This window comes from Microbacterium sp. APC 3901, assembly GCF_030407765.1.
Lineage (GTDB): Bacteria > Actinomycetota > Actinomycetes > Actinomycetales > Microbacteriaceae > Microbacterium.
Genome location: NZ_JASDCU010000006.1, coordinates 84,820 through 110,101 on the forward strand (window position 1 = coordinate 84,820; position 25,282 = coordinate 110,101).

At 66.5% G+C, this 25,282-nt stretch carries 24 protein-coding genes, 3 tRNA genes and 2 pseudogenes; 10 read left to right on the top strand and 19 right to left on the bottom strand.

The genetic code is table 11. The annotated features are described in order from the left end of the window. Positions 1-87 precede the first annotated feature (87 nt). Positions 88-681: a DUF937 domain-containing protein gene (locus QMA07_RS07190; protein WP_290160882.1), complete on the top strand. Its 594-nt coding sequence runs from the start codon at positions 88-90 to the stop codon at positions 679-681. Between the two features lie 19 nt (positions 682-700). Here the strand turns inward: QMA07_RS07190 and tilS are convergent, their stop codons facing one another. Continuing rightward, positions 701-1,687 carry a tRNA lysidine(34) synthetase TilS gene (tilS, locus tag QMA07_RS07195; protein ID WP_290160883.1) on the bottom strand — a complete coding sequence of 329 codons (987 nt, stop codon included), beginning with the start codon at positions 1,685-1,687 and terminating at the stop codon, positions 701-703. 77 nt (positions 1,688-1,764) lie between these two features. Between tilS and QMA07_RS07200 the strand changes: the two genes are divergently transcribed. Beyond that, on the top strand, positions 1,765-2,436 hold the full coding sequence (locus QMA07_RS07200) for a TMEM175 family protein (RefSeq protein ID WP_290160884.1): 672 nt from the start codon (positions 1,765-1,767) through the stop codon (positions 2,434-2,436). Between the two features lie 52 nt (positions 2,437-2,488). Beyond that, positions 2,489-2,980 (top strand): inorganic diphosphatase, encoded by a 492-nt coding sequence (locus QMA07_RS07205; protein ID WP_042536967.1) that lies wholly within the window; start codon positions 2,489-2,491, stop codon positions 2,978-2,980. A 73-nt stretch (positions 2,981-3,053) separates the two neighbouring features. Here the strand turns inward: QMA07_RS07205 and QMA07_RS07210 are convergent, their stop codons facing one another. Further along, the gene (locus QMA07_RS07210) at positions 3,054-4,427 is read right to left on the bottom strand and encodes a M23 family metallopeptidase (protein WP_290160885.1); all 1,374 of its coding nucleotides are present in this window, start codon (positions 4,425-4,427) and stop codon (positions 3,054-3,056) included. Between the two features lie 211 nt (positions 4,428-4,638). Between QMA07_RS07210 and QMA07_RS07215 the strand changes: the two genes are divergently transcribed. From QMA07_RS07215 to QMA07_RS07225, 3 genes are all read left to right on the top strand, one after another. Continuing rightward, a tRNA-Glu gene (locus QMA07_RS07215) sits at positions 4,639-4,711 on the top strand. Positions 4,712-4,740: 29 nt separating this feature from the next. Continuing rightward, a tRNA-Asp gene (locus tag QMA07_RS07220) sits at positions 4,741-4,814 on the top strand. A gap of 70 nt (positions 4,815-4,884) precedes the next feature. Then, positions 4,885-4,957, top strand: a tRNA-Phe gene (locus QMA07_RS07225). Between the two features lie 269 nt (positions 4,958-5,226). Here the strand turns inward: QMA07_RS07225 and QMA07_RS07230 are convergent. Beyond that, positions 5,227-6,551: pseudogene (locus tag QMA07_RS07230) on the bottom strand (ISL3-like element ISPfr2 family transposase). Positions 6,552-6,658: 107 nt separating this feature from the next. Next, the gene (locus QMA07_RS07235; RefSeq protein WP_033107114.1) at positions 6,659-6,970 is read right to left on the bottom strand and encodes an antibiotic biosynthesis monooxygenase; all 312 of its coding nucleotides are present in this window, start codon (positions 6,968-6,970) and stop codon (positions 6,659-6,661) included. Positions 6,971-7,077: 107 nt separating this feature from the next. On the opposite strand from QMA07_RS07235, the gene QMA07_RS07240 reads away from it, so the two are divergent. Then, positions 7,078-8,019, top strand: a complete 942-nt coding sequence (locus tag QMA07_RS07240) for a helix-turn-helix domain-containing protein (protein ID WP_087136509.1) — start codon at positions 7,078-7,080, stop codon at positions 8,017-8,019. Positions 8,020-8,232: 213 nt separating this feature from the next. Further along, the gene (locus tag QMA07_RS07245) at positions 8,233-8,568 is read left to right on the top strand and encodes a uracil-DNA glycosylase family protein (protein WP_356762511.1); all 336 of its coding nucleotides are present in this window, start codon (positions 8,233-8,235) and stop codon (positions 8,566-8,568) included. Positions 8,569-8,848: 280 nt separating this feature from the next. Here QMA07_RS07245 and QMA07_RS07250 read toward each other — a convergent pair whose 3' ends face one another. The 4 genes from QMA07_RS07250 to QMA07_RS07265 form a co-directional block, all read right to left on the bottom strand. Next, positions 8,849-9,163 (bottom strand): hypothetical protein, encoded by a 315-nt coding sequence (locus QMA07_RS07250; protein WP_259976185.1) that lies wholly within the window; start codon positions 9,161-9,163, stop codon positions 8,849-8,851. Between the two features lie 61 nt (positions 9,164-9,224). Then, complete coding sequence (locus QMA07_RS07255; RefSeq protein ID WP_290160886.1) at positions 9,225-9,758, bottom strand: DUF488 domain-containing protein; 534 nt, start codon at positions 9,756-9,758, stop codon at positions 9,225-9,227. A gap of 343 nt (positions 9,759-10,101) precedes the next feature. Continuing rightward, a complete protein-coding gene (locus tag QMA07_RS07260; protein WP_290160887.1) occupies positions 10,102-10,494 on the bottom strand; it encodes a hypothetical protein in 393 nt (130 codons plus the stop codon). A 104-nt stretch (positions 10,495-10,598) separates the two neighbouring features. Then, the gene (locus QMA07_RS07265) at positions 10,599-10,754 is read right to left on the bottom strand and encodes a hypothetical protein (RefSeq protein ID WP_153244300.1); all 156 of its coding nucleotides are present in this window, start codon (positions 10,752-10,754) and stop codon (positions 10,599-10,601) included. Positions 10,755-11,284: 530 nt separating this feature from the next. Between QMA07_RS07265 and QMA07_RS07270 the strand changes: the two genes are divergently transcribed. Continuing rightward, positions 11,285-11,614, top strand: a complete 330-nt coding sequence (locus QMA07_RS07270) for a TraR/DksA family transcriptional regulator (protein WP_219846244.1) — start codon at positions 11,285-11,287, stop codon at positions 11,612-11,614. A gap of 248 nt (positions 11,615-11,862) precedes the next feature. Then, positions 11,863-12,225, top strand: a complete 363-nt coding sequence (locus QMA07_RS07275; RefSeq protein ID WP_290160888.1) for an SDR family oxidoreductase — start codon at positions 11,863-11,865, stop codon at positions 12,223-12,225. 234 nt (positions 12,226-12,459) lie between these two features. On the opposite strand, the pseudogene QMA07_RS16950 reads toward QMA07_RS07275, so the two are convergent. The 11 genes and pseudogenes from QMA07_RS16950 to QMA07_RS07325 form a co-directional block, all read right to left on the bottom strand. Further along, positions 12,460-12,825: pseudogene (locus QMA07_RS16950) on the bottom strand (alpha-L-rhamnosidase C-terminal domain-containing protein); the annotation flags it as partial. Positions 12,826-13,657: 832 nt separating this feature from the next. Then, positions 13,658-14,458 carry an SDR family NAD(P)-dependent oxidoreductase gene (locus tag QMA07_RS07280; protein WP_290160889.1) on the bottom strand — a complete coding sequence of 267 codons (801 nt, stop codon included), beginning with the start codon at positions 14,456-14,458 and terminating at the stop codon, positions 13,658-13,660. Positions 14,459-14,491: 33 nt separating this feature from the next. Next, on the bottom strand, positions 14,492-15,463 hold the full coding sequence (locus QMA07_RS07285) for a Gfo/Idh/MocA family oxidoreductase (RefSeq protein ID WP_290160890.1): 972 nt from the start codon (positions 15,461-15,463) through the stop codon (positions 14,492-14,494). Then, positions 15,456-16,895, bottom strand: a complete 1,440-nt coding sequence (locus QMA07_RS07290) for an MFS transporter (RefSeq protein ID WP_290160891.1) — start codon at positions 16,893-16,895, stop codon at positions 15,456-15,458. The genes QMA07_RS07285 and QMA07_RS07290 overlap by 8 nt, the downstream gene beginning before the upstream one ends. 146 nt (positions 16,896-17,041) lie before the next feature. After that, entirely contained in the window at positions 17,042-18,106 is a 1,065-nt protein-coding gene (locus QMA07_RS07295) for a LacI family DNA-binding transcriptional regulator (protein ID WP_290160892.1), read from the bottom strand. Further along, complete coding sequence (locus QMA07_RS07300) at positions 18,103-18,618, bottom strand: gluconokinase (RefSeq protein WP_290160893.1); 516 nt, start codon at positions 18,616-18,618, stop codon at positions 18,103-18,105. The genes QMA07_RS07295 and QMA07_RS07300 overlap by 4 nt, the downstream gene beginning before the upstream one ends. After that, a complete protein-coding gene (gene manD, locus QMA07_RS07305) occupies positions 18,615-19,853 on the bottom strand; it encodes a D-mannonate dehydratase ManD (RefSeq protein ID WP_290160894.1) in 1,239 nt (412 codons plus the stop codon). The genes QMA07_RS07300 and manD overlap by 4 nt, the downstream gene beginning before the upstream one ends. A gap of 29 nt (positions 19,854-19,882) precedes the next feature. Continuing rightward, positions 19,883-21,694 (bottom strand): beta-glucuronidase, encoded by a 1,812-nt coding sequence (gene uidA / locus QMA07_RS07310; protein WP_290160895.1) that lies wholly within the window; start codon positions 21,692-21,694, stop codon positions 19,883-19,885. Between the two features lie 78 nt (positions 21,695-21,772). Next, positions 21,773-22,603, bottom strand: coding sequence for an SDR family oxidoreductase (locus QMA07_RS07315; protein WP_290160896.1), 831 nt, complete (start codon positions 22,601-22,603; stop codon positions 21,773-21,775). 24 nt (positions 22,604-22,627) lie between these two features. Further along, positions 22,628-24,001, bottom strand: a complete 1,374-nt coding sequence (locus QMA07_RS07320; protein ID WP_290160897.1) for an MFS transporter — start codon at positions 23,999-24,001, stop codon at positions 22,628-22,630. 27 nt (positions 24,002-24,028) lie between these two features. Beyond that, the gene (locus QMA07_RS07325; protein ID WP_290160898.1) at positions 24,029-25,273 is read right to left on the bottom strand and encodes a family 1 glycosylhydrolase; all 1,245 of its coding nucleotides are present in this window, start codon (positions 25,271-25,273) and stop codon (positions 24,029-24,031) included. Between the last annotated feature and the right edge of the window lie 9 nt (positions 25,274-25,282).

The window sequence follows — 25,282 nt, forward strand, 5'->3', positions numbered from 1 at the left end:
GGCGACCAGAATTCTGGATGCACGTCCGGCATCGGCACTACTCTGGCGCTGGAACGGGCGTGCGCCCGTAGACGGAAGGATTCACCCATGGCACTCGACGACATCCTCACGCAGGTCCCGATCGACGACATCGCCGCGAAGCTCGGAGTCTCCCCCGATGTCGCCAAGGAGGCTGTCGAGCAGGGCGGCGCCGTGCTGCTCGGCGGCCTCGCGAAGAACGCGTCCACCAGCGAGGGCTCTGCGGCGATCGAGAACGCACTCAAGCGCCACGAGGGCAAGACCGGGGCCGCGAAGAAGGTCGACGACATCGATCAGGCCGATGGCGGCAAGATCGTCTCGCACATCCTCGGCGACGACGAGCAGAAGGTCACCCAGACGCTCACCGAGTCGAAGGAGACAGCCGGCATCGACTTCGGCAAGCTCCTCCCGATCCTCGCTCCCATCGTGATGGGTCTGATCGCCAACGCCACGAAAGACAAGTCCGCCAAGCCCGGTGCTGCAGAGGCGCAGTCGGGCGGCGGCGGTATCGGCGACGTGATCGGCGGCATCCTCGGGGGCGGCGGCTCCTCGGGCGGCGGCGGCATCGGCGACGTCATCGGAGGACTGCTCGGGGGTGGGAAGTCGTCGGGCGGCGGCGGCCTCGGCGATCTGCTCGGTGGGCTCCTCGGCGGCAAGAAGTAGGACGCGCGTCTCGCCTCGATCAGCGTGCGGTGAACACGATGCGTCCGCCCGCCCTGGTCGCCGAGCACGCGGGCAGGTCGATGGGTCCCTGACCCGACCAGTCGGTGGCGAGCCGCGCGACCTCGAGAGTCTGCAGCCGCGTCAGGCTCACCCCGAACTCGCTGTCGACCACGAGTCGGATGATCCGGTTGCGCAGTGCCGCCGGGTTGGCGGCGAGCGCGGCGACGCTCACCGATATCCCCGCCTCGGCATGCTCGACGATGTCCTCGATCGTCTCGTGGATCATCTCGTCGAACGCCTCGGCGTCCTCCCGAAGCTGCTCGGCCGTGCGTGCCAGCGCCTCGGCGATGCCCGGGCCGAGCTCGGCTTCGAGCACGGGAAGCACGCGGTCGCGCACACGCACCCTGGCGAATCGCTGCTCTGCGTTGTGCGGGTCGTCCCACACGTCGAGGCCGGATGCCGCGCAGAACGCTCGCGTGCTCTCTCGCCGCACCGCGAGCAGCGGCCTCACCCAGCGCAGTCCGTCATCGTCTTCGCGCACCGGAGCCATCCCCTGCAGGCTCGCCGCCCCGGATCCGCGGGCGAGGCCGAGCAGCACCGTCTCGGCCTGGTCGTCGAGCGTGTGTCCGAGCAGCACGGCTGAGGCGCCGGCATCGGCTGCGGCATCCTTCAGCACCCGGTACCGCGCGGCGCGGGCCGCGGCCTCCGGGCCGCCCTCCTCGCCCACCTCGACCCGGACGATGAGAGCGTCGAGCCCGAGAGCCGCCGCCGTCTTCGCCGCACGCGCGGCGACAGCATCCGATCCGCTCTGAAGACCGTGGTCGACCGTGAGCGCGCCCACTCGGACTCCGAGCTTGGGGGCTTCGAACGCGGTCGCAGCGGCGAGCGCGAGTGAGTCCGCTCCCCCGGAGAGAGCGACGACGACCGTCGATCCCTCGGGCAGATCGGCGAGCGCGGTGCGCACGGCGAGGCGGATCTCGGCGATGGCGGGTGAGAGCGACGGCACAGACCAACGGTAGATCACGAGTCGGGATCGTCGCGCATGGGTCGCGCGTGAACGGGTGATGGCCCTAACCTGGCGCCGTGGCAGATCGATTGGGCGGGCAGCAGTACAGCACCGAGCGGTTCACGACCTTCGTCGACGCGGTCGTCGCGATCGCGATGACTCTTCTCATCCTGCCGTTGCTCGAATCGGTGTCGGACGCAGGTGCCGGCGACCTGAGCACGGCTGAATTCCTCGAGGAGCACCACGGACAGCTCCTGAGCTTCGCCTTGAGCTTCGTGCTGATCGCATCGTTCTGGCTCGAGCATCATCGGCTGTACAACGGGGTGAAGGGCATGACGGGCGGGCTGTTGTGGATCAACATCGCCTGGATGGTCACGATCGTGTGGCTCCCTGTGCCCACCGCCATGCTCGGCCAGATGGATGAGGACCCCCTGCAGACGGCGGTCTACATCGGGACGTTGATCCTCACCCAGGTGACGACGCTCGCCGCGAAGGTCTACCTCCGAAGGCATCCTGCTCTCACCGATCTCCCCTCCGATGTGCTGCGGCGTGGTGTCCTCGGAGACGTCGCGGCGATCGTGCTGTTCCTGATCGCTCTGCCGATTGCGGCGTGGGTGCATCCGATCGGCTATGCGGCGCTGCTGCTCGTCATCCTGTCCGGCCCTCTCGAACGTCTGCTGAATCACGCCACCGCCCGAGGCCGGCGAGGGCATGGCGGAGATCGTGCGCGCGACGGCTCAGATCGCTGAAAGGTAGGCTGGTCGGCGGCATCCAACCGAACTTTTCCTGAGGAGCACACGCATGGGCGCACACGACGCCGTCATCGAGATCCCGCGCGGCAGCCGCGTGAAGTACGAGGTCGACCACGAGACCGGACGAGTGCACCTCGACCGCGTGCTCTACACGACCTTCGGGTACCCCGCCGACTACGGCTACTTCGACAACACCCTCGGCGAGGACGGCGACCCGCTCGACGTGCTCGTGCTGCTCGACCACGCCATCTACCCGGGCGTCGTCGTCGAGGTTCGCCCCGTCGCCGTGCTCAAGATGAGCGACGAGGCCGGCGGAGACGACAAGCTCGTCGCCGTGCTGTCGAAGGACCCCCGTTGGGCGCACATCCAGGACATCGGCGATGTCGCCGAGTTCACCAAGAAGGAGATCGAGCACTTCTTCGAGCACTACAAGGACCTCGAGCCCAACAAGTGGGTCAAGGTCGACGCGTGGGGCGACGCCGCAGAGGCGCAGCGCATTCTCGACGAGGCGATCGTCCGCTTCGGCGAGCAGGGTCACTGACTCCTCGTTTCACAGACGAAGACCCCCGGATCCGCACAGCGGCCGGGGGTCTTCGTCGTCGCCGACGCGGATCTCAGACCGAGACGCCGCGATCCGCGAGGAAGGTGATGGGGTTGGTGTACGCGCCGTTGATGTACACCTCGAAGTGCAGGTGGCAGCCGACGGATGCTCCGGTGTTGCCCGCGTAGGCGATGACCTGACCGGAGTTCACCCACGAACCGCTGCGGACCGCGAACCCGCCGTCCCTGATGTGCGCATATCCGGACGCGACTCCGCCGCCGTGCTGGATGCGGATGTAGTTGCCGTAGTTGCCCCGGGGGCCGGCGTAGTCGACGGTGCCCGACTGCGCCGCGTAGATCGCCGCACCGCAGCCGTTCGCGAGGTCGACGCCGTAGTGGTAGCCCGAGCAGGCCGCGCAGGGCTTGGGTCGAGAGCCGAATCCGGCGCTCCGGTAGCCGCCGTGCGGTCGCACCCAGCCACCCGATCCGGGTGATCCGCCGACACCTCCACCGCCGCCTCCGCCGCCGCCACCGCCGTTGCCTGCGGCAGCAGCAGCTGCCTCGGCCGCTTCGCGGCGCTTGCGCTCCTCCTCCGCGACGCGCACGCCCTCCTGGTACCCGGCAACGGTGGTCGCCGTCGCATCCTTGAGTGCTGCGAGCTGTGCCTGCATCGTCGCGAGATTGGCCGACTGCTCGTCGAGCGCTGCCTGGGCGGCATCGGCTGCGGCCTGGGCCTCGATCATCTTCTGCTCGGCGATCTGCTGCAGGCGGTCGCGCTCGGTGCGGGCGACGACGGCCTGATCGGTGAGCGCCTGGGCCGAGTTGCGCGCGGCGACGGCGTTGTCGTGCACCGTCTGGTTGTACTGGTAGACCTTGTCCATCGTCCCGAGACGGGACAGCAGCTGGTCGGCGTTGTCGGCCGACCCGGCGAAGAAGAGCTCGAGGGCGGTGTCATCGCCGCCGTTGCGGTACAGCTGTGCGGCGAGCTGGGCGGCCTTCTTCGTCGCATCGTCTGCGAGGAGGGCCTGCTCATCGGCCTTCGACTGCAGCTCGTCCGCGACGGCGATGGCGTCGAAGTACGCCAGCTGGGCAGCGTTGTACTCCTCGCCGGCGAGGACGGCCTTGGCCTGCGCGTCTGCCACTCGCTGCTTGAGCGACTGGATGAGCCCCTCGATGCGGGTGACCTCCGCAGCCTTGGAGGACTCGTTGTTCATGGCGTTCTGCACGTCGTCCCAGCTGGGATACGTCGCCGCATATGCCGCGTTCACACCGTTGGAGACGCCGAAGGCGCTGAGGGCGACGACGCTGAGGGCACCGAGAGTGAGGGCTCCGCGACGGGTGACCGAGCGGTCCTTCCAGAACGCACGGCTCTCCGCGGGCGTCGGCGCGCAGCCGCAGTCGTCGGATGCGGCCGCAGCAGCAGCCGACATCGAGTCCTTGTCGTTCACGCGGCCCCTTCCGCCGGATTCACAAATGCCACACTAACAACTTCTTTCACATCCGCACCAGGCGGCGGACAGCGCGAGAGGACACAGTGATACGACTCCATCGTCCTCCCGAACACGCCCGGGGTACAGCAGGCTCGCCCTCGATTCGCGTTTTGCTCAGATCTTCCCTTATGCTTGAGCGTCGGCAAGGAAGTCCTCCGGGACAGACTTCGGCCCCATCGTTTAGCGGCCTAGGACGCCGCCCTTTCACGGCGGTAGCACGGGTTCGAATCCCGTTGGGGTCACTCCTTCCGGTACAATTGAAAACAAGTATGGCCCTGTAGCGCAGTTGGTTAGCGTGCCGCCCTGTCACGGCGGAGGTCGCGGGTTCAAGTCCCGTCAGGGTCGCTCTAAGCGACGGGCCTTTCTCTTCGAGAAAGGCCTTTCGTCTAGATGCGGCAGGTCTTGCCAGTCGCATGGCTCTGTAGCTCAGTTGGTAGAGCGCACGACTGAAAATCGTGAGGTCACGGGATCGACGCCCGTCGGAGCCACAAGGACCGTCGTTACAACGGTCCCAGAAACCCTCGCCTAGCTTCTACATGGCGGGGGTTTTGCTTTGCGCCGACACGGGCGTGCCCTGCCCCGGAGAGGGTCTAACAGTCGGACACCCCGCAAAAACCCCGCACTTTCAAAACAGGCCCTTGAGCTGCTCCTCGAGGATTCGCGCCGGCTTGGGGTCGTTGCGCAGCGTGTGGAGATAGGTCTCCATCGTCAAGCTGGGGTTCTCATGACCGAGGTAGTCAGCAACCTCGTTAACGGCTCATCCCAATCGGGGGTGTAGGAGTTGGGGTCTGAAGCCGCCGGTCTCGAGCAGGCTTCGGGCGATGTAGTTGGTCAGGTTGCGGAACCCGAGTGCGGAGCCGCGCAGGTGTTCGAGCCGTCCGTTGAGTGCCTCGGTCGGCCCGTTGCTGGTGCCGGGTCGTTCGAAGTAGGCGAGCACGTCGGTGGCTCGCTTCTTCAGGGTCCGGCCCAGGGTGGCGAGCTCGGTGAGCACCTTGGGGACGCCGGCGCTGAGGTCGGTGATCAGCTTCTCCATGAGCTCGCGGCCACGTTGCCGGTCCTCGTGGCGATAGGCGGCGATCATCCGCTGGTAGACACCCAGGTCGCCTCGACCTCGACGTGAGCGTCATCAACGAACAGCGCGCGTAGCCTGTCGCTCTGCTTGTCGGTGAGCAGGTCCGAGCCGGTGTGCAGCGTGCGCCGCGACTTGTAGAGCGGATCGTCCCTGAACCCACGGTGCCCGTGGATCGCGAGTTGGACCCGGCGCCGGCACCTGTCGAGGGCGTCACCGGCCAGGCGCACGACGTGGAAGGGATCCATCACCCTGACCGCGTCCGGGATCTCCTCCGCAGCGGCGGTCTTGAACCCGGTGAAGCCGTCCATCGCGACCACCTCGACCGCGTCACGGAAGGCGTCGTCGCGGTCGGCGAGCCAGGTCTTGCACGCCGCCTTCGACCGGCCCTCGACCATGTCCAGCAGCCTTGCTGGGCCGGCGCCATCGCGGACCGGGGTGAGGTCGATGATCACGGTGACGTACTTGTCGCCACGCCTGGTGTGGCGCCAGACGTGCTCATCGACGCCAATCACCTTCACGCCCTCGAACCGCGTGGGGTCGTTGATCAGCAGCCGCTTGCCTTCGGCCAGGACCGCGTTGTTGGCGGTGTCCCACGCGACCCCGAGTCCCTCGGCGACACGGGCGACGGTGAGGTGTGCGACCACGATCCCTTCCAGCGCCCACCGCAGCCCGGTGCGCGAGAGCTTCGCGCGTGGCTCCGCCGCGGCGCTGGTGTCTTGGCGCCACACGTGTCCGCAGTCTGCACAGCGGTAGCGGCGCACTACAACTTCCAGCACGGTCGGTCGCCAGCCCAGCGGCTCGTGGGCCAACCGCCGGATCACGGTGTCACGAGCGGCGCCTTCGCTGCCGCACCGTCGGCACCACTGATCTGGTTCCACCACGCGGCACGCGAGGACCGCACGATCCGGTTCAAGTCGTTGCCCGATCACGCTCAGACCGAGGCCGTCGAGTCGAGCGAAGGCGGTCAGGTCAGGGCGGCCGAAGCCGGGCGGCGGGGTAGCGTCGGGCACGTCGAGGTCTTTCCGATGGATGGCGTAGGAACCTCCATCGTCGGGAGACCTCGACGTCTATCTGCGGACCGACTCGGCAGGGCGCGATCGTCTCGTGCGTTGGCGGACTACGGGAGCTTGGACGCGAGGACGTCGGCCGCCAGGATCTCGGGTGCTGCGCCGAGGAGGTGCTGGTTGGCCATCAGGGCTGCGACGATGGCGCCGTTGGCGTGGGCGTCGCGAGCGGCTTCGTCGGGGAATGCATCGAAGATCCAGAAGGTGTCGGCGTGGGTCCTGACCGCGAACCAGACAATCGTTCCTACTTCTTCGTTGGCGAGTGCGACAGCGCCGGCGAGCAGATCGGCGACCGCGTCGTGCTGTCCATCGGCCGCGACGATCTTGGCGACGAAGGCATACGGAAGTGATGCGGGTGTGGACATGAGGGACTCTCCTTGACGTCGGGGTTCTTCGTGGGACGAGTTCAGCGTATGACGAGCGAGGGCCGGTGGGGAGTGGCGTATACGGCAGTATTGCTATTGTTTACGTCATGCGTATCGGACTGATCGCGATCGACGGCTGCTTCGGTTCGGCTATCGCGTCGATCATCGACATCGTGCGGGTGGCCGACGGAGCCCGCGGCGATGTCGACCCGCGGATCGACCCGATCGAACTCGCCATCCTCGGACCGAAACGGCGAGTGACCACAACGGCATCGATGACCCTGTCGGTGGACCACCCGCTGCCGGAGTCCGGAGAGTTCGACGTGGTCGTCGTCCCTGCGCTTGGAACCCTCACGGCCGCCGCGACCCACGACGCCCTCCAGAGTCGAGATGCTCGTTCGGTCATCGCCTCACTCGGGCGCCTCGACGACGCGACCACCCGGATCGCCGCGGCGTGCACCGGCGTGTTCGCCGTCGCCGAGACAGGACGGATGCATCATCGGCGGGCGACGACCAGCTGGTTCCTGGGGCCGGAGTTCCGGAAGCGCTATCCGACCGTCGCCCTCGATCTCGACACCATGGTCGTGGTCGACGGGAACCTCGTCACCGCCGGCGCCGCCTTCGCCCACATCGACCTCGCGCTCTCACTCGTGCGATCGATCAGCCCCGACCTGGCCCAACATGTCGCCAAGCTCCTCATCATCGACGAGCGCCCGTCGCAGGCGGCTTTCGTCGCCTACGAACATCTCCGGCACGAGGACCCGATCGTCGTCGAGTTCGAACGCTTCGTGCGCGCCCGCCTGGACGAACCGTTCAACGTCGCCTTCGTCGCGCAGTCGCTCGGCACCAGCCGGCGCACCCTCGAACGACGAGTCCGTGCGGCGCTCAACCTCACTCCGCTCGGCTTCGTCCAACGGCTTCGCACCGAACGAGCTCGACACCTCTCAGCAACCACGGACCTCACCTCCGCCGAGATCGCGCTACGGGTCGGCTACGCAAACGCCGAGACTCTGCGCTCCCTCCTGCGCAGGGAGCGACGCCGTTCCTGACCTATCGCCATGCCTGTAGCTTGTGTCCTAGCGCTCGGTTGGAACCACCTCTCAGCACGTCGCGTCGACGCTCCTGCGTCGCCCCTGGACTACCCACTCGACACGCCCGCAGCACAGCCCATGTGACGTGCCCCGGCTTCCCGGACGCTCATGGAATGGCTGGGGGTCACGGAAAGACAATTCCGCGACCCGGAACAGTTCGCTCTCCTGCCGATGGACTTTTACTACCCCGGACCCGGTCGGAACGGATCGGGTGATGCGCCTCCGCGACAAGGCGTCGCCGCCCGGTGGCACCCACCTTTTTTCGCGTTGATGCCGAGTATCCGATTGACCCTTCTCATCGGTAGATATGCCCAGCAGGCATATCTACCGATCGCCACCACACAGACTCTGACCGATACCGTGCGGAACTACGAGCAGTTCCTTCCCGAACGGTTCCCGCTGGTGCATCCCTCGCCGCTGAACTTTCGCTGGCATGCCAGGAACCCGTGGTTTGCGACGGATGTCGTGGAGGACCTTCGTCTGCACGTCGAGAGGGCACTGCGGTAAGTTCCTGTAGCAATCGCCGCGCCGCTGCAGCTTGGCCGCCCTGTCCCCCTTTTGGTGGACATGGATGGTAACGTTTGGTTAGTAGCTGGGGCTACTTGCGGAGCGTCTGGGGCGCTACGCCACACGCAACGAGGCGATGTCACGCATCTGTGACGAGCCCTCTCGGAACCTCGGTTCTGGGGAACTCATCGTTTCGAGAAGGCTGCCCCTCGGCTAGAGAGTCTTTAACGCACAATACGCAAGGCGGGCCCGCGTAGTATCGTTCCCACTCGAGTGGGGGTCATCCTGTGGGTGTTTCCAGGACTCCCTCGAGGAACGTGATGCCTCCGGAGCTGTTGGCTGACTCCATCAGCGCGTGGATCCATTGCAGGTTGAGTTGCGGGGGTTCGAGCTCATCGAAGGTGAATTGCAGTGGGATCGACGGGTGTAGCCAGATGGTGCTGCGCCCTTCAGGGTCCCCTTCCGGATGACGCCAGGACAGGGTGAAAGACTCGTTGCGGCGGAGCTTGGTGGCGACGATCACTTTGAGGTGTGCGAGGGCACGTTCCTCGATGTGGATCGGCGCTTCCGACCCGCCGTAGTGCAGTGTGCCCATGGTGGACGACATCCATTCTCGGAATGACAACTCGGTCACATCGGCGAGAGGCTCGCTATGCCTACGGTTGCCCTTCCAGGTTAGTGGGCGGGTACCAGACCCGCTGCCCGTCCACCGACGCGAACGACGTGAGTGTGTGGGGTTTGGTGGAGGTGGCGCTCATGATGTCCTTCACAGAAATGTGGCGAACGAGCAGCGCATCCGCGATGAGAGACCGGTGGCAGCGCCACGGGACCGCTTCCGCGCACATGATCGCCACAGTCTTCTCTTTTGCTCGATCGATCAGACGGTCTATTCCACGCGCGAAGGGCTCGGTTTGCATGTAGTCGGCGTAGCTTCGGAAGCTTTTGTTGCGCCAGGCGCCGTTGATGCTCTCCACATTCACTGGGGTGTGGCGGAGACCGCCGAGTTCTTCCATCCGCGCATAGTGCAGGCCTGCGTCCGTCAGGCTTTCCTCAAGCGCCTGCGCGCCGAATTGCGGGTTATGTCGCGAGCCGGGAACCGTCCGCACATCGATGAGTTGTTGCACGCCGTTGTTTTCGAGCAGCGCTATGAACTCCTCGATCGGGTGTGTGGAGTGACCGATGGTGAACACTGTCGAGGGTTGCATCCTGCTCCTGAACGGTTGCGAGCGGTCGGTTGCGACCGGGGAACTCCTCGCACCCAGGGGGTCCCCCGGTCAGCCGATCAGCGGCTCGCTCCCTTGCGCGGCTTGAGGAAGACGTCGGGTTCGCGCTTTTCGCGCTTGGCCGCTCGCTTTTCCTTGATCGACAGCTGAGCGACCTTTTTCGCTCCACGTGTGGTTGGTGACTTACCGGGCATCAGAACTCGCTTCCCCTATTTGGCTGGCGGATGAACCTCTGACCATAGCCGTCTTCCAAGGGAAGTCAACTTTGCAATCCGCCGCGCAGTCGCGGTGTAGGAAAAGGCCTTTCCTTTCAGATGAAGTCGTTTGCGGATGCTTGGGCAATGGTGTGTGCACGAATGTCGTGCATGGTGTGCACTGCTGCCGGATTCACTCCTGGAGGGCGCCCTGCGAGCTCTTGGATACGTTCGCAGATGAGGTGGGGGTCGACGTCTCGGTTCACCAGGAGTGCGGTGACGTCGGTGTCGATGCCGCGTGCTCGTTGGATGCGTCGATGGATGGACATGGCCCATCGGTGAACCTTCGAGGTCGTCCACGCGTCGGTGCAGTGGGGGTGATCGATGACGACGATGACGTGAGACAGCGAGGCGGGGACTGTCGACATGTTGCGCTTGTGGCGGCGAAGGAGGGCTGCCAGTCCGGCTCTGGTATGTGCGCTGGTGCCGTCGATCCCGATGACGCTCACGCTCGGTGGCAAGGACGCAGAACTTTTGGCTTCTGCGGTGGCGCTGAGGCATTGCAGGGGGTCGCCGGTCACCTCGACGACGTGCCGCGAACTGCGGTGGTGTGTCATTCGCATGGCATCTCCGCATCGAAGGACGATGCGCGCGAGGCGGTGGTGCGGGTTTCACGTTCGCGGAGACGATGGAGCGTTTCTTGCAGCGCGGCAATGCGCGCTGTCGCGGCTTCGCCGATGAGTACGGCGGGGCTGTGTTCGGTGGTCATGGGGCTTCCTTGGGTACGGCAAGAGAGCGCATCCCAGAGGACGCGGCGCACGTGGCTACGAGGCGTTACGCGCGCTGCGGTGGAGCCCGTCGAACACGCAAGAACCGCGAACCGTCACTGGGGGAAGAATCCGCAGCAACCCGGGAGCGGGCAGCCGGCTGTGCAACGAGAGCGTTGCGTGAAGCAAGAAGGGCTGCCATGCCCTCACCCTAGCTAGCCGGGGGGTTAACGCAACCGGCTCGCCTACCGAGGTGGGTAACTTGCGTTTTCTGTAGGTGAGGCTATGGTGAGGGCCATGACCACCGGTGTTGACCCCATTCGCTCGGAGCGCCTCGCAGACGCCTCCGTCGTGACGAGTGTGGTCGACATCGCAGGTGCGCGGCACGAGGTCCTTCCGCCCCGGTTCACCGGCGGCGACCTGCTCTTCCGGTCCCCATCCCGCGCTGCATCCCCGTAGACCCGTCGTCGGGCCACCCGGTCACCCAGCGCGTCGCGGAAGCGGCGCTTTTTTTGTACCCAAAGGAGCAGTCATGGCAAATTTCCCCCTCTCTGACGTAACGGTCGAGACCCCCCACACCCTCGATATGAGGACGCAGCTCGAGCAGCGCCTCCAGGAGCGTCAGAGTCTTCTGGCGGAACTGGAGCCTCGCGCGATTCCGACCATCGACCCTGTCGCGTACCAGACAGCAGCGGCGCACCGCGTCACGATCCAACAGATCAGTGCGGCTCTGGAGCGGCTGGACGCGGGCACGTACGGTCAGTGCGTGCGATGCGGGCGACAGATCGCGCCAGCACGCCTCGAAGTGGTCCCCCATGCATCCGCCTGCATTGAGTGTCAGAATCATGCCGAAGCCGCGTAGCTGTAAACCGATCGAGATCCCGTCGTGTCCGCCTGACCCGAGAGGAATCCGGGTGATCATCGTTCGTCGAGGATCCTGGCACTCGGGCCCACCGTCGGAACAGGGTGATGCCCGGTTCCATACCCAGAAGCCCCCTGGCGTGGCGCAATCCCCAGGGTGGGATGACGACCTCAGCCGGGCAATCGCTGCCTGAACTGTCGCCTGCAGGTGGGTGCCGATCACACCGCGCACTTGTCCACAGCAACCAGATGGGGAATCAGATGTCAATCAAACGACGGTGGAGTGCGTCCGCGATCGGCGGGATTGTCGCGGCCGCAATGATGCTCTCCGGGTGTGCGGGGATACCCGCCGACGTGCGAACTCCGATGGCCGACAACGAGATGGACGCGCTCGTCGCGCACCTCGAGCTCTCCGGACGCGACGAGGCGTACACACTGGTTACGAGCGACCTTCCCCTCCCCCGCGTTGCGGAGCCGGCGGACATCGCCGCTGCCGTGCGGTTCCTCGGCTCCGCAGAGTCTGGGTACATCACCGGTGCGGTGCTCGTTGTAGATGGGGGAGCCCACATCGTCGATCTTCCAACCCTCGCGTTCGACAGACTGAGGGGGTGACGGGTGTGAGTCACGGTAGTCAGGTCTCGGCACCGTCGGGTGAGCGCCGCGGTCCCGCGCCCAGTCCACTCCCGAGCCTCGCCCGGCATCACACCGCTCCGCCACGCACGCCCTCCCGCCTCGATGCCGAAAGGTCCGCGAGCGCGTTCTCCAGCTCAATACGCGCGGAGGCAGAGAGCAGACGCGACAGTGCGTGACGTAGACTCTGCCCCTTCGTCCAGCGCACGTTGGTCTTCACCGTTGTCGCGTTTTCGGGAGAATGGTGCTCCAGCCCCGCACTATCTCCCTATACGCTTCCTCATCTTCCATTAGCGTTGCGAGCGCACTGTCCACAGACACCGGCTGCAGTGGCGCGCTCTTGCCTTCTGCGGATAGTGTCCACTCGTATGCGCCCGGGCCCACGCGGAAGGGCTCACGTTCCTTCAGATCCACGACAGCGTCAGCGTTCGGGGCGATGACTGCCTGCACATGAATGACACCATCGGCGTGGAACCATTCCACGCTCGCACGACCGTATGGCATGTCGTGCTCTGCTCGAGCATGGTCGAGAGCACCCAGCGGCCGCGGCGAAACACGAATCGTCCGATATCCCGGTTCGGCGGTTGCGAGGCCGGCTACGTGCGGTCATACGCCGCGCACGGGCGGAGCGGGCCGGTGTACACCGCACCGACCTGGTCGACGGTGTCGACAGACCAGTCACCTACCTGTACTCGTGCGTTGGGACGAGCCTTGCCGTCGACCTCCGATTCGAGGGCGAAAGCGCATACCGACTACTGCCGCGAGGGCACGGGAAGCGTCGCGCAGAATGTGTAAGGCCGATATTCACCCCTGACGCGATCACTCGTCAGCCCCAGCGACCCGTGGCGCCCCGCTGACGATGCTACTCAGGCACGTAGGACCCCGCATACCGACAAAAGGGCGCTCGACGCTTGGATGACTCCATCGTGGGCCGATGCGAAGAGTTAAAACGTTTGAATTGAGCCCTGTGCACTCTCGTCTGGCACCGCTGGCAGACGCGGTTCGCTCGAAAACAGTGGGGAGTCCCCATCGCGATCCCTCGCCGTGGTCGATTGCGCACAGTACGCGCCGAGAGGGCCACGCACTTCGGCGCGGCGGTGCGCAGCCACTTTGGGCTTAGCCTGAAGATCTCTCGCGACACATATGCCGCCATCAACAAGCGATCTTCTCCCAGTTTCGCGATCAAGACCGCGTGTCGGGTTAATCCCCCGCGCTAGCACTGAAAACGCGCTCCGATCTGCTCAGCCTCTTCTTACTTCCCTGTCTGGCCGTCTACCGACGATAAGACCACTTATCGCAGCTATCCGGCGCAGCCCAGCTCCCATCGCCGCATCAAGAACCGCCACGACCAGACAGAACCGGCGCTCTTGCGCGCTCAACCCGAAACAGCCATCACTCGGCTCTACGGTCTGGGTCAGGAAAGAAGCGCACCCATCTGCTTCGCGATCACGGTCGTCGCGAACTTCGGGTTGAGGCGCGACAGGCGATCCATGGCTGCGGCATCCGAACCGATGGTCGCGCGGAAGCGGTCCTTGCGGATCGCGTCGACGATCACTCGGCCGGCCTCTTGCGGTGTCGTCGTCTTGTACGCGCTGTTCTCGGCTGACGCATCACCCCCGAGATCGACGCCCGAGTTCGCAGCGATGCCGGTGCTGATCGCTCCAGGGAAGATCACCGTGACGTGCACATTCGTGTCGAGAAGCTCGGCGTAGAGCGCCTCGGTGAGAAGCTTCACCGCCGCCTTGGACGCGCCGTAGACCGCCTGACCGGGCACCGGTGCATACGATCCCATGCTCGCGACGTTGAGCAGCGACGCCTCCGGCCGGGCGAGAAGGTGGGGCAGGAAGGCCTTGCACACGTTCATCACGCCCCAGAAGTTGACGTTCATCACCTTCTCGATCTCGGAGAACGGCAGGTCGTTGACCTTGACGAACTTCTGGATCACACCGGCGATGTTCGCGACGCCGTCGACCTGTCCGTGAGCCGCGATCACAGCGTCGGGAAGCGCGTCGATCGCATCCCGGTCGGTGATGTTCACCGCGTGCTGAGTGAATCGCGTGCCGACAGCCGCGAGTGCTGCGGTCGCTTCGAGTCCTGCGGCGTTCAGGTCGACTCCGGCGACCGATGCCCCACCGGCCAGCAGTCGGAGTGTCACTTCTCGTCCGATGCCGTTCCCAGCTCCCGTGACGACGAAGACCTTGCCAGAAATGTCCATGCTTTTCCTTCTGTGAATGGGCTCCGGGCGCGATCAGCGCGACTCGGAGGAGACGTCCGCGAGGATGCGGTCGAGAGTGCGGGTGATCGAGATCGTCGTCGCCGCGTCGTGCCAGGGGTGCTCGCGCAGACCGGATTCGATCGCGACAGTCACAGCCTCGAGCATCGGGCCGTAGCCGTTGCCGACCCGCAGATGCCGCACCTGCTCCGGCTCGTGGAAGATACGCTCCGCCGACCCTGCATGAACTCGAGCATCGCTGCCCGCCCAGAACATGGGATCGAGGGTGACCCAGCCTCGTTCGCCGCTGATCGCCGCGGAGAGATCGAGGAACTCGATTCCAGACCAGGCGAGCTGGGCGAATGCTCCGTCAGCGTGCTCGAGCGTGGCATGCCCCGCGAGGTCCACCTCCTCGGAGACGACGCCTCGGGCGTCGAGAGCGCGCGGCTCGCCGAGGAACCAGTGCGCGAGGGTGACCGGATAGATGCCCCTGTCGCGCAGGATGCTTCCGCCGTCCTCCGGCCGTTCTTTGCCCGGTCGCGGGAAGAACGGGGTGCCGAAGCTCGCCCGCACGTGTCGGATCGCACCGAGCTCTCCCGCGGCGATCCGGTCGAAGACCTCGACGTGCAGCGGATTGAACCGCATCCACATCGCCTCCATGAGAAATCGGTCCGCCTGTGCGGCGCGCTCGAAGAGCAATTCGGCGTCGGCGGCCGAGGTCGCGATCGGCTTCTCGACCAGCACATGCTTACCCGCGTCGAGGGCCTCGAGCGTGATCGCAGTATGCGTGACGGCAGGGGTGGCGATGTAGACGACGTCGACGTCGTCACGAGCGAACAGCGCAGACCGCTCGTCGGTCGACGACGGGATGCCGTGCCGCGTCGCGAAGTCCGACGCGCGCTCTGCGGTTCGCCCCCAGACGGCTGAGATCTCACCGCCGAGGGCGAGCAGATCGGAGACGAGGCGATCGGAGATGTCGCCGGTGCCGACGATGCCCCACCTAAGCATCGGCGGCCGTCCGCTCGCGGATCGGTGCCACCGTGAGGGTCGCGAGGGCGACGAGCACGAGTGCGGCTCCCCAGACGAGCTGATAGCCGCCGGTGGCCGAGACGACGATCGCGGCTAGCGCCGGCGCCAGTGCCTGACCGAGGTTCATGGCGACGATGGCGAGGCCGAGATCCCGCCCTGCGCGTGCGGGATCAGGGAGCACGTCGATGAACATCGCGTTGTCGACCGGCAGGTAGATGCCGAAGGCGAGACCCGTGATGATCACCTGGGCGAAGAGCGCCGGCAGCGTCGGCGAGATCAGGGGGATCGCCATCGACACGGCCATGAGAAGCGACGCGACGATGATGAACGGCTTGCGACGGCCGACACGGTCGGAGAGCCGCCCCGAGATCGCCACCGCGATGAGCGTGAAGGGGATGCCCGCGAGTCCGAGGATCGGGACCATGGCCGATGCCTCGGCGGCGCTGAGCGCCGGCGAGATGTAGCTCTGCAGCATGTAGAGGTTGAGTACCGTCGACGTGCTGTAGCCGAAGAAGAACAGCACGCGCGAGATCCACAGCCACCGGTAGTTGCGGGCCTTGAGAGCGCTCGCGTAGCCGAGCAGGAAAGGCTTCCAGGCGAAGGGCTCACGCTCGACGTCGACCGACGACGCGTCACGGTTGCGGGTGACGAAGAGCACAGTCGCGATCGCCACGAGCAGGCCGAGGATCAGATAGAAGTCCAGTCCGACGAGTCCGAACAGCGCACCTGCACCGATGCCGCCGAGGATGCCGCCGATGATCGCGCCCATGCTGGTCCACGACGTCACGCGGCCGCGCCGATCGCGCGGCACCCGGTCGGCGACCGTGGCCTGCAGCGGGTTGCCTGCGACGTTCAGCGCGAGCTCGGCGGCAGACCACAGCACGACGAGCACGACGAGCGAGGGCGCGTAGCGGACGGCGACCAGCAGTACAGCGCCGATCAGTCCCGCGTAGAGGATCCAGGGAGCCCGGCGTCCCAGTCGGGAGCGTGTGCGGTCGGAGAGCACTCCGATCACCGGCTGGAGGATCATCACGATGATGGCGCTGGTCGTCGTGACCAGCGCGAGCCCGTTCGCTCGCGCTGCTTCGAAGTCCGAGAGCAGCGCGAGCTGACGCGTCTGGTCTGCCGTCGGAGTGACGTCTCCGGCAGCGACGGCCCTGCCGAGCTCGGTGAGAGCCTGCAGGTCGACTCCGGCGTCTGCGCCGCTGAAGAAGGATCCGAACTCGAGCATCTGGATCTGGTTCGGCATGAGGATGCCGTTGGTAGCCGCCCAGACTGCCGAGACGGCCAGGGAGAGCAGGAGGTACCAGCGGATGTATCGAGAGAGCGGCTTCTTCGCGTCGTAGTGCACGCCGATGTTGGAAGTCCACCGGGATTCCTCACCGGTGGGATGCGTGATCTGCTCGCTCATGATCGCGGCTTCCCCAGCTGTGCTTTCGTCATCGAAGCCTCCAGACCGTCTCACTGTTGAGACAGTTACATCAAATCAGAGATCCGCGAATTCGGCAACCGATTGCCAACCGAATGTGAAGGCTTGCGCCGATCGCCAGCCGGCGCTCAGCTGCGAGGAGCGGAGCCCGTGCTCCCTCGCACGATGAGGGTCGTCGCGAGAGGATCGTCGCTGACCTGTTCGGTCGCATCGCCCAGAGCTTCGAGGACCTTGCCGACGGCACGCTCCCCTGCGAGCTGCAGCTGGGCGCGCACGGTGGTCAGTGCGGGGACGATGAGCTCGCTGCCGAAGATGTCGTCGAACCCGGCGATGCTCAGCTCGTCGGGCACGAGGATGCCGGCGGCGGACGCAGCCTGGATCAGGCCGATCGCCATCAGGTCGTTGAAGGCGATGACAGCACTCGCTCGTGACGCCTGCACCCGGCGGAGCGCCTCGCGACCGCCGTCGATCGTCGGCGTGTGCGGGCCGATCTCGACGACTGCCAGGCCGAGGCGCTCGGCGGCGTCGAGCATCGCCTCCCAGCGTCGGCGGCTGATCCATGACGTCTCGGGGCCGGAGAGGTACGCGATCGAGCGGTGACCGAGATCGGCGAGATGCGCGACGAGATCTGAGACGCCCTGCTCCACCTCGGGGAGGACACCGACCACACCATCGACCTGACGATTGATGAGGATGACGGGTTTGCGCTCCGCCAGCCGCAGGATCCGCTCATCCGCGAGACGGGTCGTCGCCAGAATCAACCCGTCGACGCTCGGCAGCAGCCTCGAGACCGCTTCGGCTTCCGCTTCACCGGACTCCTGAGACTCGGCGATCACCAGCGTGTATCCGGCTGCGGCTGCCGTGTGCTCCGCGCCGCGGACGATGCCGAAGATCACGGGGTTGGTGATGTCCGCGACCATCAGCCCGATGGTGTGGCTTCGCCCGGTCGGCAGCGCGCGCGCCATCGGGTTGAACTGGAAGTCCAGGCGGTCGGCGGCGAGACGGATCCTCTCCTCCGTCTTCTTGCTGATGCGTCCGGGCTTGCTGAGCGCACGCGACACCGTCGACGGGTTCACACCCGCGAGCTCTGCGATGTCGTAGATGGTCGCGGCGCCGCCGCGTCGCCTGATGCGCTCCGCGAGTTCGCCGGGCAGATCGTCGTCCATGGTTCCTCCCAGCTCCCAGCGTGTCATGGTCGGAGCGTTTCGACCCATTCGACGGCGGCGCGGGCGATTTCCGCGGGCGGGCGACCCACATCGACGACGACGGCGACCTCGTCGGCGTCGAGCGCTTCGAGGGTGTCGAGCTGCGAGCGAAGGAGAGAAGGGGGCATGAAGTGGTCGGTCCGGCCTGCCGCGCGCTCGGCGAGCAGCGCATCACTGCCGTGCAGATGCACGAAGACGACGCCCGGGACCCTCTCGCGGATCCGATCCCGATAGACGCGCCGAAGCGCCGAGCACGCGATCACTGACCCCGATGCCGACCGCGCGGCGAGTTCATCGCTCACGCGGTCGAGCCACGGCATCCGGTCATCGTCCGTCAGCGGGGTGCCCGCGCTCATCTTCGCCCGGTTGGATGCAGGATGCAGGTCGTCCGCGTCGAGGAACTCGACGCCCAGATCCGCCGCGAGCAGGCGCCCCACTGTCGATTTGCCTGCGGCCGAGACCCCCATCACCACGACCGGGGGCGATGCGTGTGCGCTCACCAGTCGTGGACGGTGCCGTCGAGCAGCCGGTTGTAGGGCAGGTACGCCTGCTCATACGGGTATTTGCCCGCCTCGTCGACGTCGAGGTCGACACCGAGACCGGGCTTGTCGCCGGGGTGCAGGTAACCGTCGGTCCAGGTGAACGACTGCTGGAAGACCTGGTCGGTGCGCGACCCGTGCTGCATGTACTCCTGGATGCCGAAGTTGTGGATCGCGAGGCCCAGGTGCATCGCCGCCGCCATGCCCACCGGCGAGATGTCGGTCGGGCCGTGCATGCCCGACCTGATCTGGTACATCGCGGCATAGTCGAGCGTCTTCTTCAGGGCGCTGATGCCACCCATGTGGGTGACGGCCCCGCGGACGTAGTCGATCAGCTGATCGCGGATGATGTCCTTGAAATCCCACACCGTGTTGAAGATCTCGCCGATCGCCAGCGGCGTCGTGGTGTGCTGACGCACGAGGCGCAGCGCCTCCTGGTTCTCGGCCGGAGTGCAGTCCTCGAGCCAGAACAGGTCATAGGGCTCCAGGTCCTTGCCCAGGCGTGCGGCCTGGATCGGCGTCATGCGGTGGTGCCCGTCATGCAGCAGCGGGATGTCGGGGCCGAACTCGTTGCGCACGGCTTCGAAGACGCCCGGGAGGTGATTCAGGTAGGCGCGCGTATCCCAGTCCTCCTCCACGGGCTTCGCTCCGCGTCGCGCCGGCTCGTGGTCGTACCGAGCCTCTCCTCCCCCGGTATCCGCCGACTGCGAGGCGATCCCGTAGATCGCCTTGAGGGTGGGGACTCCGGTCTGCACGCGGATGGCCCGGTACCCCTGCTCCTGGTGAGCACGGATGGAGTCGAAGAGCTCGGGAAGCTCCTTGCCCGACGCGTGCCCGTAGGCCATCAGGCCCTTCCGGCTGGCTCCGCCGAGCAGCTGGTACACGGGAAGACCGGCGACCTTGCCCTTGATGTCCCACAGCGCCATGTCGACGGCTGCGATCGCCGCCATCGTCACGGGTCCGCGCCGCCAGTAGGCGCTGCGGTACAGGAACTGCCAGGTGTCCTCGATGCGCGACTCGTCGGCGCCGATCAGCAACGGCACGACATGCTCGGTCAGATAGGCGACGACCGCGAGCTCGCGACCGTTCAAGGTCGCGTCGCCGAGCCCTGTCACGCCGTCAGCGGTCGTGATCTTGAGCGTGACGAAGTTGCGGTCGGGACTCGTGACGATGACGTCTGCCCTGTCGATGGTCATGTGTATCTCCTGGTCGTGAAGGCGGTCGGTCAGGCGTCTGCGCCGGTGTCCGTGTCTGTGCCGGGCTTGCGTCCGTCGAGTCCGCGCCACCGCTGGCGCAGAGCGAACGCGGCGGACTTCGGCCGGCGCTCGCGGGTGAAGATGCCCTTCTTGTTGCCGCCGACGCGGTGCAGTCCGTTGGTGGTGGCGAAGTCCGCGAAGTTCCAGATCTGCTCACCGACGAACTGCGGGAAGCGATCGAAGACGCGGTGGTACATCGCGAGCAGGTCGGTCTGGTACTCCTCGGTCCACACCTGGTCCCACACCGAGTGCAGGCCCGGCATCGTGTCGGCGCCGTACTCGAGCATCATGATCGGCTTGCCCGTGCGGTCGATCCAGCCCTGGATGTCGCCCTGCAGATACAGCTCGGCCGTGGCGAGGTCGCCCGCGTTGATGTACCAGCCGTAGTAGCGGTTGAGGCTCACGACGTCGAACAGGTCGATGATCTGGTCGTTCTTGAAGGTCGCGAACATGACCATCGAGTAGGTGATCGGGCGCGTCGGGTCGAGCTCGCGCACCAGGTTCACCAGTGGCTCGAAGTACTCGCGCGCGCCGTCCTCGTTCGAGGCGGGCTCGTTGGCGATGCACCACAGCACGACGGACGGATGGTTCTTGTCGCGTCCGATCAGCTCACGCAGGTGCTGCGCGTGCGCCGCGTGCGTCTCCGCCCCGGCATACTGCTCCGAGAAAGTGGGGAACGGCGGGGTACCGCTCAAGCCGCCGACGACACCCATGTTGAGTCCCACAGCCGCGGTCTCGTCGATCACCAGGATGCCGTGGCGGTCCGCGAAGTCCAGCACGTCCTCGGCGTACGGGTAGTGCGAGGTGCGGAACGAGTTCGCGCCCGTCCACTCCATCAGCTGGAAGTCGTGCACCATGTACGCGTCGTCGTGACCCTTGCCACGCACGAACGTGTCTTCGTGCTTGCCGAACCCGGTGAAGTAGAACGGTTCGCCGTTCACGAGGAACTCCTCGCCGCGCACCGCGACCGTTCGCACACCGACGGCCAACGAGTACGTGTCGAGCACAGTCTCGCCGTCGACGGCCTCGACCGTCAGCTCGTAGAGGTAGGCGGCACCCGGCTTCCAGAGCACCACGTCTGCGATCTCGAGACGTCCCTCCGGGCCGGATGCCGTGGCCACGACGCTGCCCGCGGCATCGGCCAGACTGACACGCACGGCGGCATCGCCGACGGTCTCGACGCGGTAGTCGACGAGACCGGTCGAGCCTTCGAAGGTCGTCACGACCGTGACGTCGTCGACGTGCACCTGCGGCAGCGAGTACAGCGATACCGATCGGGCGAGGCCCGCGTAGTTGTAGAAGTCGTGGAAGTAGGTCTGGGTCTTGGCACCGGTCATGCCGACCTCGATCTTGCCCGGCGGGATGGTGGTGTTGCTGAGGTCGGGGCTGACCGCGACCGTGAGCCGGAACGCGGTGCCCGGCTTCACGACATCGGTGAGGTCGATGTCGAACGGCGTGTAGCCGCCGACGTGACCTCCGACGAGCTGGTCGTCGACGTAGACCTTCGCCGAGTGCGTTGCCGCGTCGAAGCGCAGCAGGATTCGCTCCCCCGCCCAGCCGCGCGGCACCTGCACCGACCGCTGGTAGTAGACCCAGCCGACGTGGTCGCGGATCGCCGGATCGGTGAAGAGATCGTTGTAGCTCGCCGGAACGGCAGCTTCGAGAGGCGTGTCGAGAGCGGCGAGCCAGGGCTCCTCCGGCAGGCGGGAGTCGATCCCGAACTTCCACACTCCGTCGAGCTTGACGAGGTCACGGGTCGCGGTGGCGATGGGCTTGAGCATCAAGGGCCTTTCGTGCGCTTCTTTGCGTTCTTGGTTTCAGTACAGCAGAGTTCGGAAGAAATGGCAACCGATTGCCAGTCAGATGGTCTCCCCGGCGTCCGCAAGCAGCGTGCTGCCGGTCATCACCACCGACAGGTCACTGGCGCAGAACAGCACCACCCGCGCGATGTCGTCGGGCGTGCCCTGACGACCGATCAGACTCTGCGACATCGCCGAAGGCATGGTCGAGGGGTCGATGCCGGCCGCTGCCATCTGCTCCATCGCCGCAGCTGCCATCGCCATGTTCCCCTCGGTCGGCACGTAGCTGGGAGCGACACCGAGAACGCGGACGCCCTGGGGCGCCAGCTCCAGAGCGAGCTGCTTCGTGAGCCCCCGCACCGCGTGCTTCGACGACACATAGGCCGACAGACCGGGCGCAGTCCCGCGGAAGCCGGCGGTCGAGACGATGTTGACGATCACGCCGCCCTGCGGCATCCGACGGGCTGCCTCGCGCGCGCCGTTGCGCACACCTCGGGTGTTGACCGCGAAGACCTGCTCCCAGGTCTCGTCGCTCATCTCGAGCAGGGACTGGCTGGGGAAGATTCCGGCGTTGTTCACCCAGATGTCCGGGGCACCGACCTCAGCCGCCGCGGCGTCGGTCGCCTCAGCCACCGACGCGGAGTCGGTCACGTCCATGCGCACCCCCACCGTCGGCACCGAGAAGCGCTCGCCGATCTCGCCGGCCGCCACGCGAGAGCGCCCCTCGTCGAGATCGGCGATCGCGATGCTCGCACCGGCTTCGGCGAGTCGATCGGCGATGGCACGACCGAGGCCCTGAGCGCCTCCGGTGACGAGCGCGGTGCGTCCCGTCAGATCGATCAGCGAGCCGAGGGGGGTCGACGAGACATCGGGGAAGGGAAAGGACATCATTGCTCCGTTTCGAATGGGCGATGCTCAGCGGACGCTGCGCACCGAGAGGGTGATGACGAGACCGCCGGCGAAGGCGAGAACGGCAGCGAGGAGATACAGCGCGGTGAAGTTCTCGGCACCGACACCGGCGCCGGCGCCGATCGCCAGCACCGCCCCGCCGAGCACCGGCGCGAAGACGCCGGGTATCTTCTGCGCGAACAGGGCGATGGCCATGTAACGGCCAGCCTCCGTCTCGCGATCGGGAAGAACGTCGAGCAGCAGCGCCTGGGCGACCGCCGAGAAGGTGGCGATACCGAGGGAGTTCAGCAGGGTGCCCACCATGAGCGTCGGCAGGTCGTGGGCGAACGCCGAGACGCTGCATCCCGCCGCGAAGAGAGCGGCTCCCGCGAGGATGAACGGCTTGCGCCTGCCCACCCGATCGCTCAGCCATCCGCCCCCGAGTGATCCGAGGGTGGCCGTGACGATGCTCGATGCCGAGACGATCGCAAGCACTCCGGCGACATCAGGCACGCGCAGCTCGAGCCTCTGGGCGACGAAGAACACGGTGAAGCTGGTGGTGAGGGTCAACCCCGAGAAGAAGATGAAGCGCCCGAGCCAGTTCCACGCGAAGTCCGGGGCTCTACGCGGATCGAAGCCGTAACTCCGCAGCAGTCCGCCGATGGTCAGCCGCCGCTCGATCACCATCCCCCTGCTGTCGGGGTCGTGCACGACTGCGAGGAACGCGACGACCAACACGACACCGATCGCCGCAGGGAGCGCGAACACGAGGAGCACCTGGTCGCGGAAGAATCCGACGAGGATGATTCCGACGACGGGCGCAACCTGCATCGTGACCCCCGTGAGCCCGGAGACACGGCCGCGTTGATGGGGCGGCAGGCGATCGGCCTGCCAGTTGCCGAGCGACGCAGCCGCCGTTCCCCAGCCGACAGTCGAGAGCGTCCATCCGATCGTGAGCACCGTGAGGTTCGGGGCGAGGGCCATGACCGGCACAGAGGCCGCGCCGATCAGCAGACCGATCACGGTGAACGGACGCCGCCGCCCCCAGCGGCTGCGCAGGCGATCGCTGAGGATGCCGGTGAGCGGCGCGAGCACGAGTGTGGCCGCCGAGCCGACGGCGAGGACGATGCCGAGCGCTTCGGTGCGCCCGGGCGCCAGCTGGTCGAGCCGCACGGCCAGCGAGTAGGCCATCGGCACGATCATCGCCATGCCCGCACCGAAGGTCGCTGCGACGAGCAGAGCGATCGACCACCCCGAGACGGATGCCTGCCCGGCCCCCGCGCGATCGTCGGGCGCGGGAACCAGGGAGGGCGGCTGCGGGAGCGCGAGGTTGCCCTCGGGAACGCGCCCCGAAGCCTCCGCAGGGCCTTCGCCCTGGGGATCGTCGACGTCGACGGTCATCTGCTCGGCCTCTGTGTGCGGCTTCTGTCAGGCCAGACCGTTGCGCTGGGCGACCTCGCCCAGCCAGCCGAGGCTCGGCTTGGGCGTGCGCACGAACGTCTCACGATCCACGGCGATCAGGCCGAAGGTCGGAGCCCAGTGGCCCCACTCGAAGTTGTCGAGCAGGGTCCAGTGCAGGTACCCGCGCACGTCGATGCCCTCGTCGATCGTGTCGGCGAGGCCGCGCAGCGCCTCATCCGTGTACCGGATCCGCTGGGTGTCGTCGGCCGTGGCGATGCCGTTCTCGGTCACGATCACGGTGACGCCCTCGGAGACCTCCCACGCGTGACGCACCGCCATGGCGAGAGAGTCGGGGCGGAACGCGGTTCCCACGAGCGTGTTGTCGGGGTGCGGCGGGTGCGGAACCAGACCGTCCGCATCGACCTCCTGCGAGGAGTACGCCTGCACACCGACGAAGTCGTCGCCGCGGGACCCCTCCCAGTAGACGTCTTCCTTGCCGTAGCGGATCTGCTTCAGCTTCTCCTCGCCGCCGGGGGCCGCAGTGAGCGCGCCTGCCGCGATGGTCCAGCCGACTTTGGCGTTCGTCCTGGCGCGCACGATCTCGCGGGCGGCGTGGTGGATCTCGACGAACGCGCGGCCGATCTCGGGGTCTGCGTCCTGCAGGAACGAGCCGTGCTGCTTCTTCTCGTCCTTCTTCTCCGCGGGTGCGTCGCTCTCGACCGCATCCGCCTCGACCGTGGGGCTCGTCCACTGTCCGCCCTGAGCGGCCATGCGACGCATCGCGGTCATGATGGCCGCCTGCATGTTCGGCTCATTCATGGTGGCCACCCACTCGACACCGTCGAGGATCGTGGTGGCCTGGGTCACGAAGCTGAGGAAGCGGTCCTTCGCCTTCGGCGACGTCCACCCGCCGTCGTTCGCGAACCAGCGCGGAGTGGTGAAGTGCTGCAGGGTGACGAACGGCGTGACACCGCGCGAGAGGCAGTGGTCGATCACGCGGCGATAATGCGCGAGCGAGGCGCGCGAGAACTGACCCTCGATCGGCTCGATGCGCGACCACTCCAGGCTGAAGCGGTAGGTGTCGAGACCGGCGTCGGCGAGCAGGTCGATGTCCTCGCGGAAGCGGTGGTAGCTGTCGACGGCATCGCCGGAGGGCTCCATGCCGGGCATGGTCAGCTCGCGCTCCCACCAGTCGCTGTTGACGTTGTTGCCTTCGATCTGGTGTCCGGCGGTGGCGGCGCCCCAGAGGAAGCCGGTGGGGAAGTTCGTCATTGAGGGATC

Excerpts from the sequence above, each read along its gene's own strand:
- QMA07_RS07190 (WP_290160882.1), top strand. The coding sequence starts at position 88 with ATGGCACTCGACGACATCCTCACGCAGGTCCCGATCGACGACATCGCC.
- QMA07_RS07205 (WP_042536967.1), top strand. The coding sequence starts at position 2,489 with ATGGGCGCACACGACGCCGTCATCGAGATCCCGCGCGGCAGCCGCGTG.
- QMA07_RS07235 (WP_033107114.1), bottom strand. The coding sequence starts at position 6,970 with ATGTCCACACCCGCATCACTTCCGTATGCCTTCGTCGCCAAGATCGTC.
- QMA07_RS07240 (WP_087136509.1), top strand. The coding sequence starts at position 7,078 with ATGCGTATCGGACTGATCGCGATCGACGGCTGCTTCGGTTCGGCTATC.
- QMA07_RS07245 (WP_356762511.1), top strand. The coding sequence starts at position 8,233 with ATGGACTTTTACTACCCCGGACCCGGTCGGAACGGATCGGGTGATGCG.
- QMA07_RS07250 (WP_259976185.1), bottom strand. The coding sequence starts at position 9,163 with ATGGGCACACTGCACTACGGCGGGTCGGAAGCGCCGATCCACATCGAG.
- QMA07_RS07265 (WP_153244300.1), bottom strand. The coding sequence starts at position 10,754 with ATGACCACCGAACACAGCCCCGCCGTACTCATCGGCGAAGCCGCGACA.
- QMA07_RS07270 (WP_219846244.1), top strand. The coding sequence starts at position 11,285 with ATGGCAAATTTCCCCCTCTCTGACGTAACGGTCGAGACCCCCCACACC.
- QMA07_RS07275 (WP_290160888.1), top strand. The coding sequence starts at position 11,863 with ATGGGGAATCAGATGTCAATCAAACGACGGTGGAGTGCGTCCGCGATC.
- QMA07_RS07280 (WP_290160889.1), bottom strand. The coding sequence starts at position 14,458 with ATGGACATTTCTGGCAAGGTCTTCGTCGTCACGGGAGCTGGGAACGGC.
- QMA07_RS07285 (WP_290160890.1), bottom strand. The coding sequence starts at position 15,463 with ATGCTTAGGTGGGGCATCGTCGGCACCGGCGACATCTCCGATCGCCTC.
- QMA07_RS07290 (WP_290160891.1), bottom strand. The coding sequence starts at position 16,895 with ATGAGCGAGCAGATCACGCATCCCACCGGTGAGGAATCCCGGTGGACT.
- QMA07_RS07295 (WP_290160892.1), bottom strand. The coding sequence starts at position 18,106 with ATGACACGCTGGGAGCTGGGAGGAACCATGGACGACGATCTGCCCGGC.
- manD (WP_290160894.1), bottom strand. The coding sequence starts at position 19,853 with ATGACCATCGACAGGGCAGACGTCATCGTCACGAGTCCCGACCGCAAC.
- uidA (WP_290160895.1), bottom strand. The coding sequence starts at position 21,694 with ATGCTCAAGCCCATCGCCACCGCGACCCGTGACCTCGTCAAGCTCGAC.
- QMA07_RS07315 (WP_290160896.1), bottom strand. The coding sequence starts at position 22,603 with ATGATGTCCTTTCCCTTCCCCGATGTCTCGTCGACCCCCCTCGGCTCG.
- QMA07_RS07320 (WP_290160897.1), bottom strand. The coding sequence starts at position 24,001 with ATGACCGTCGACGTCGACGATCCCCAGGGCGAAGGCCCTGCGGAGGCT.
- QMA07_RS07325 (WP_290160898.1), bottom strand. The coding sequence starts at position 25,273 with ATGACGAACTTCCCCACCGGCTTCCTCTGGGGCGCCGCCACCGCCGGA.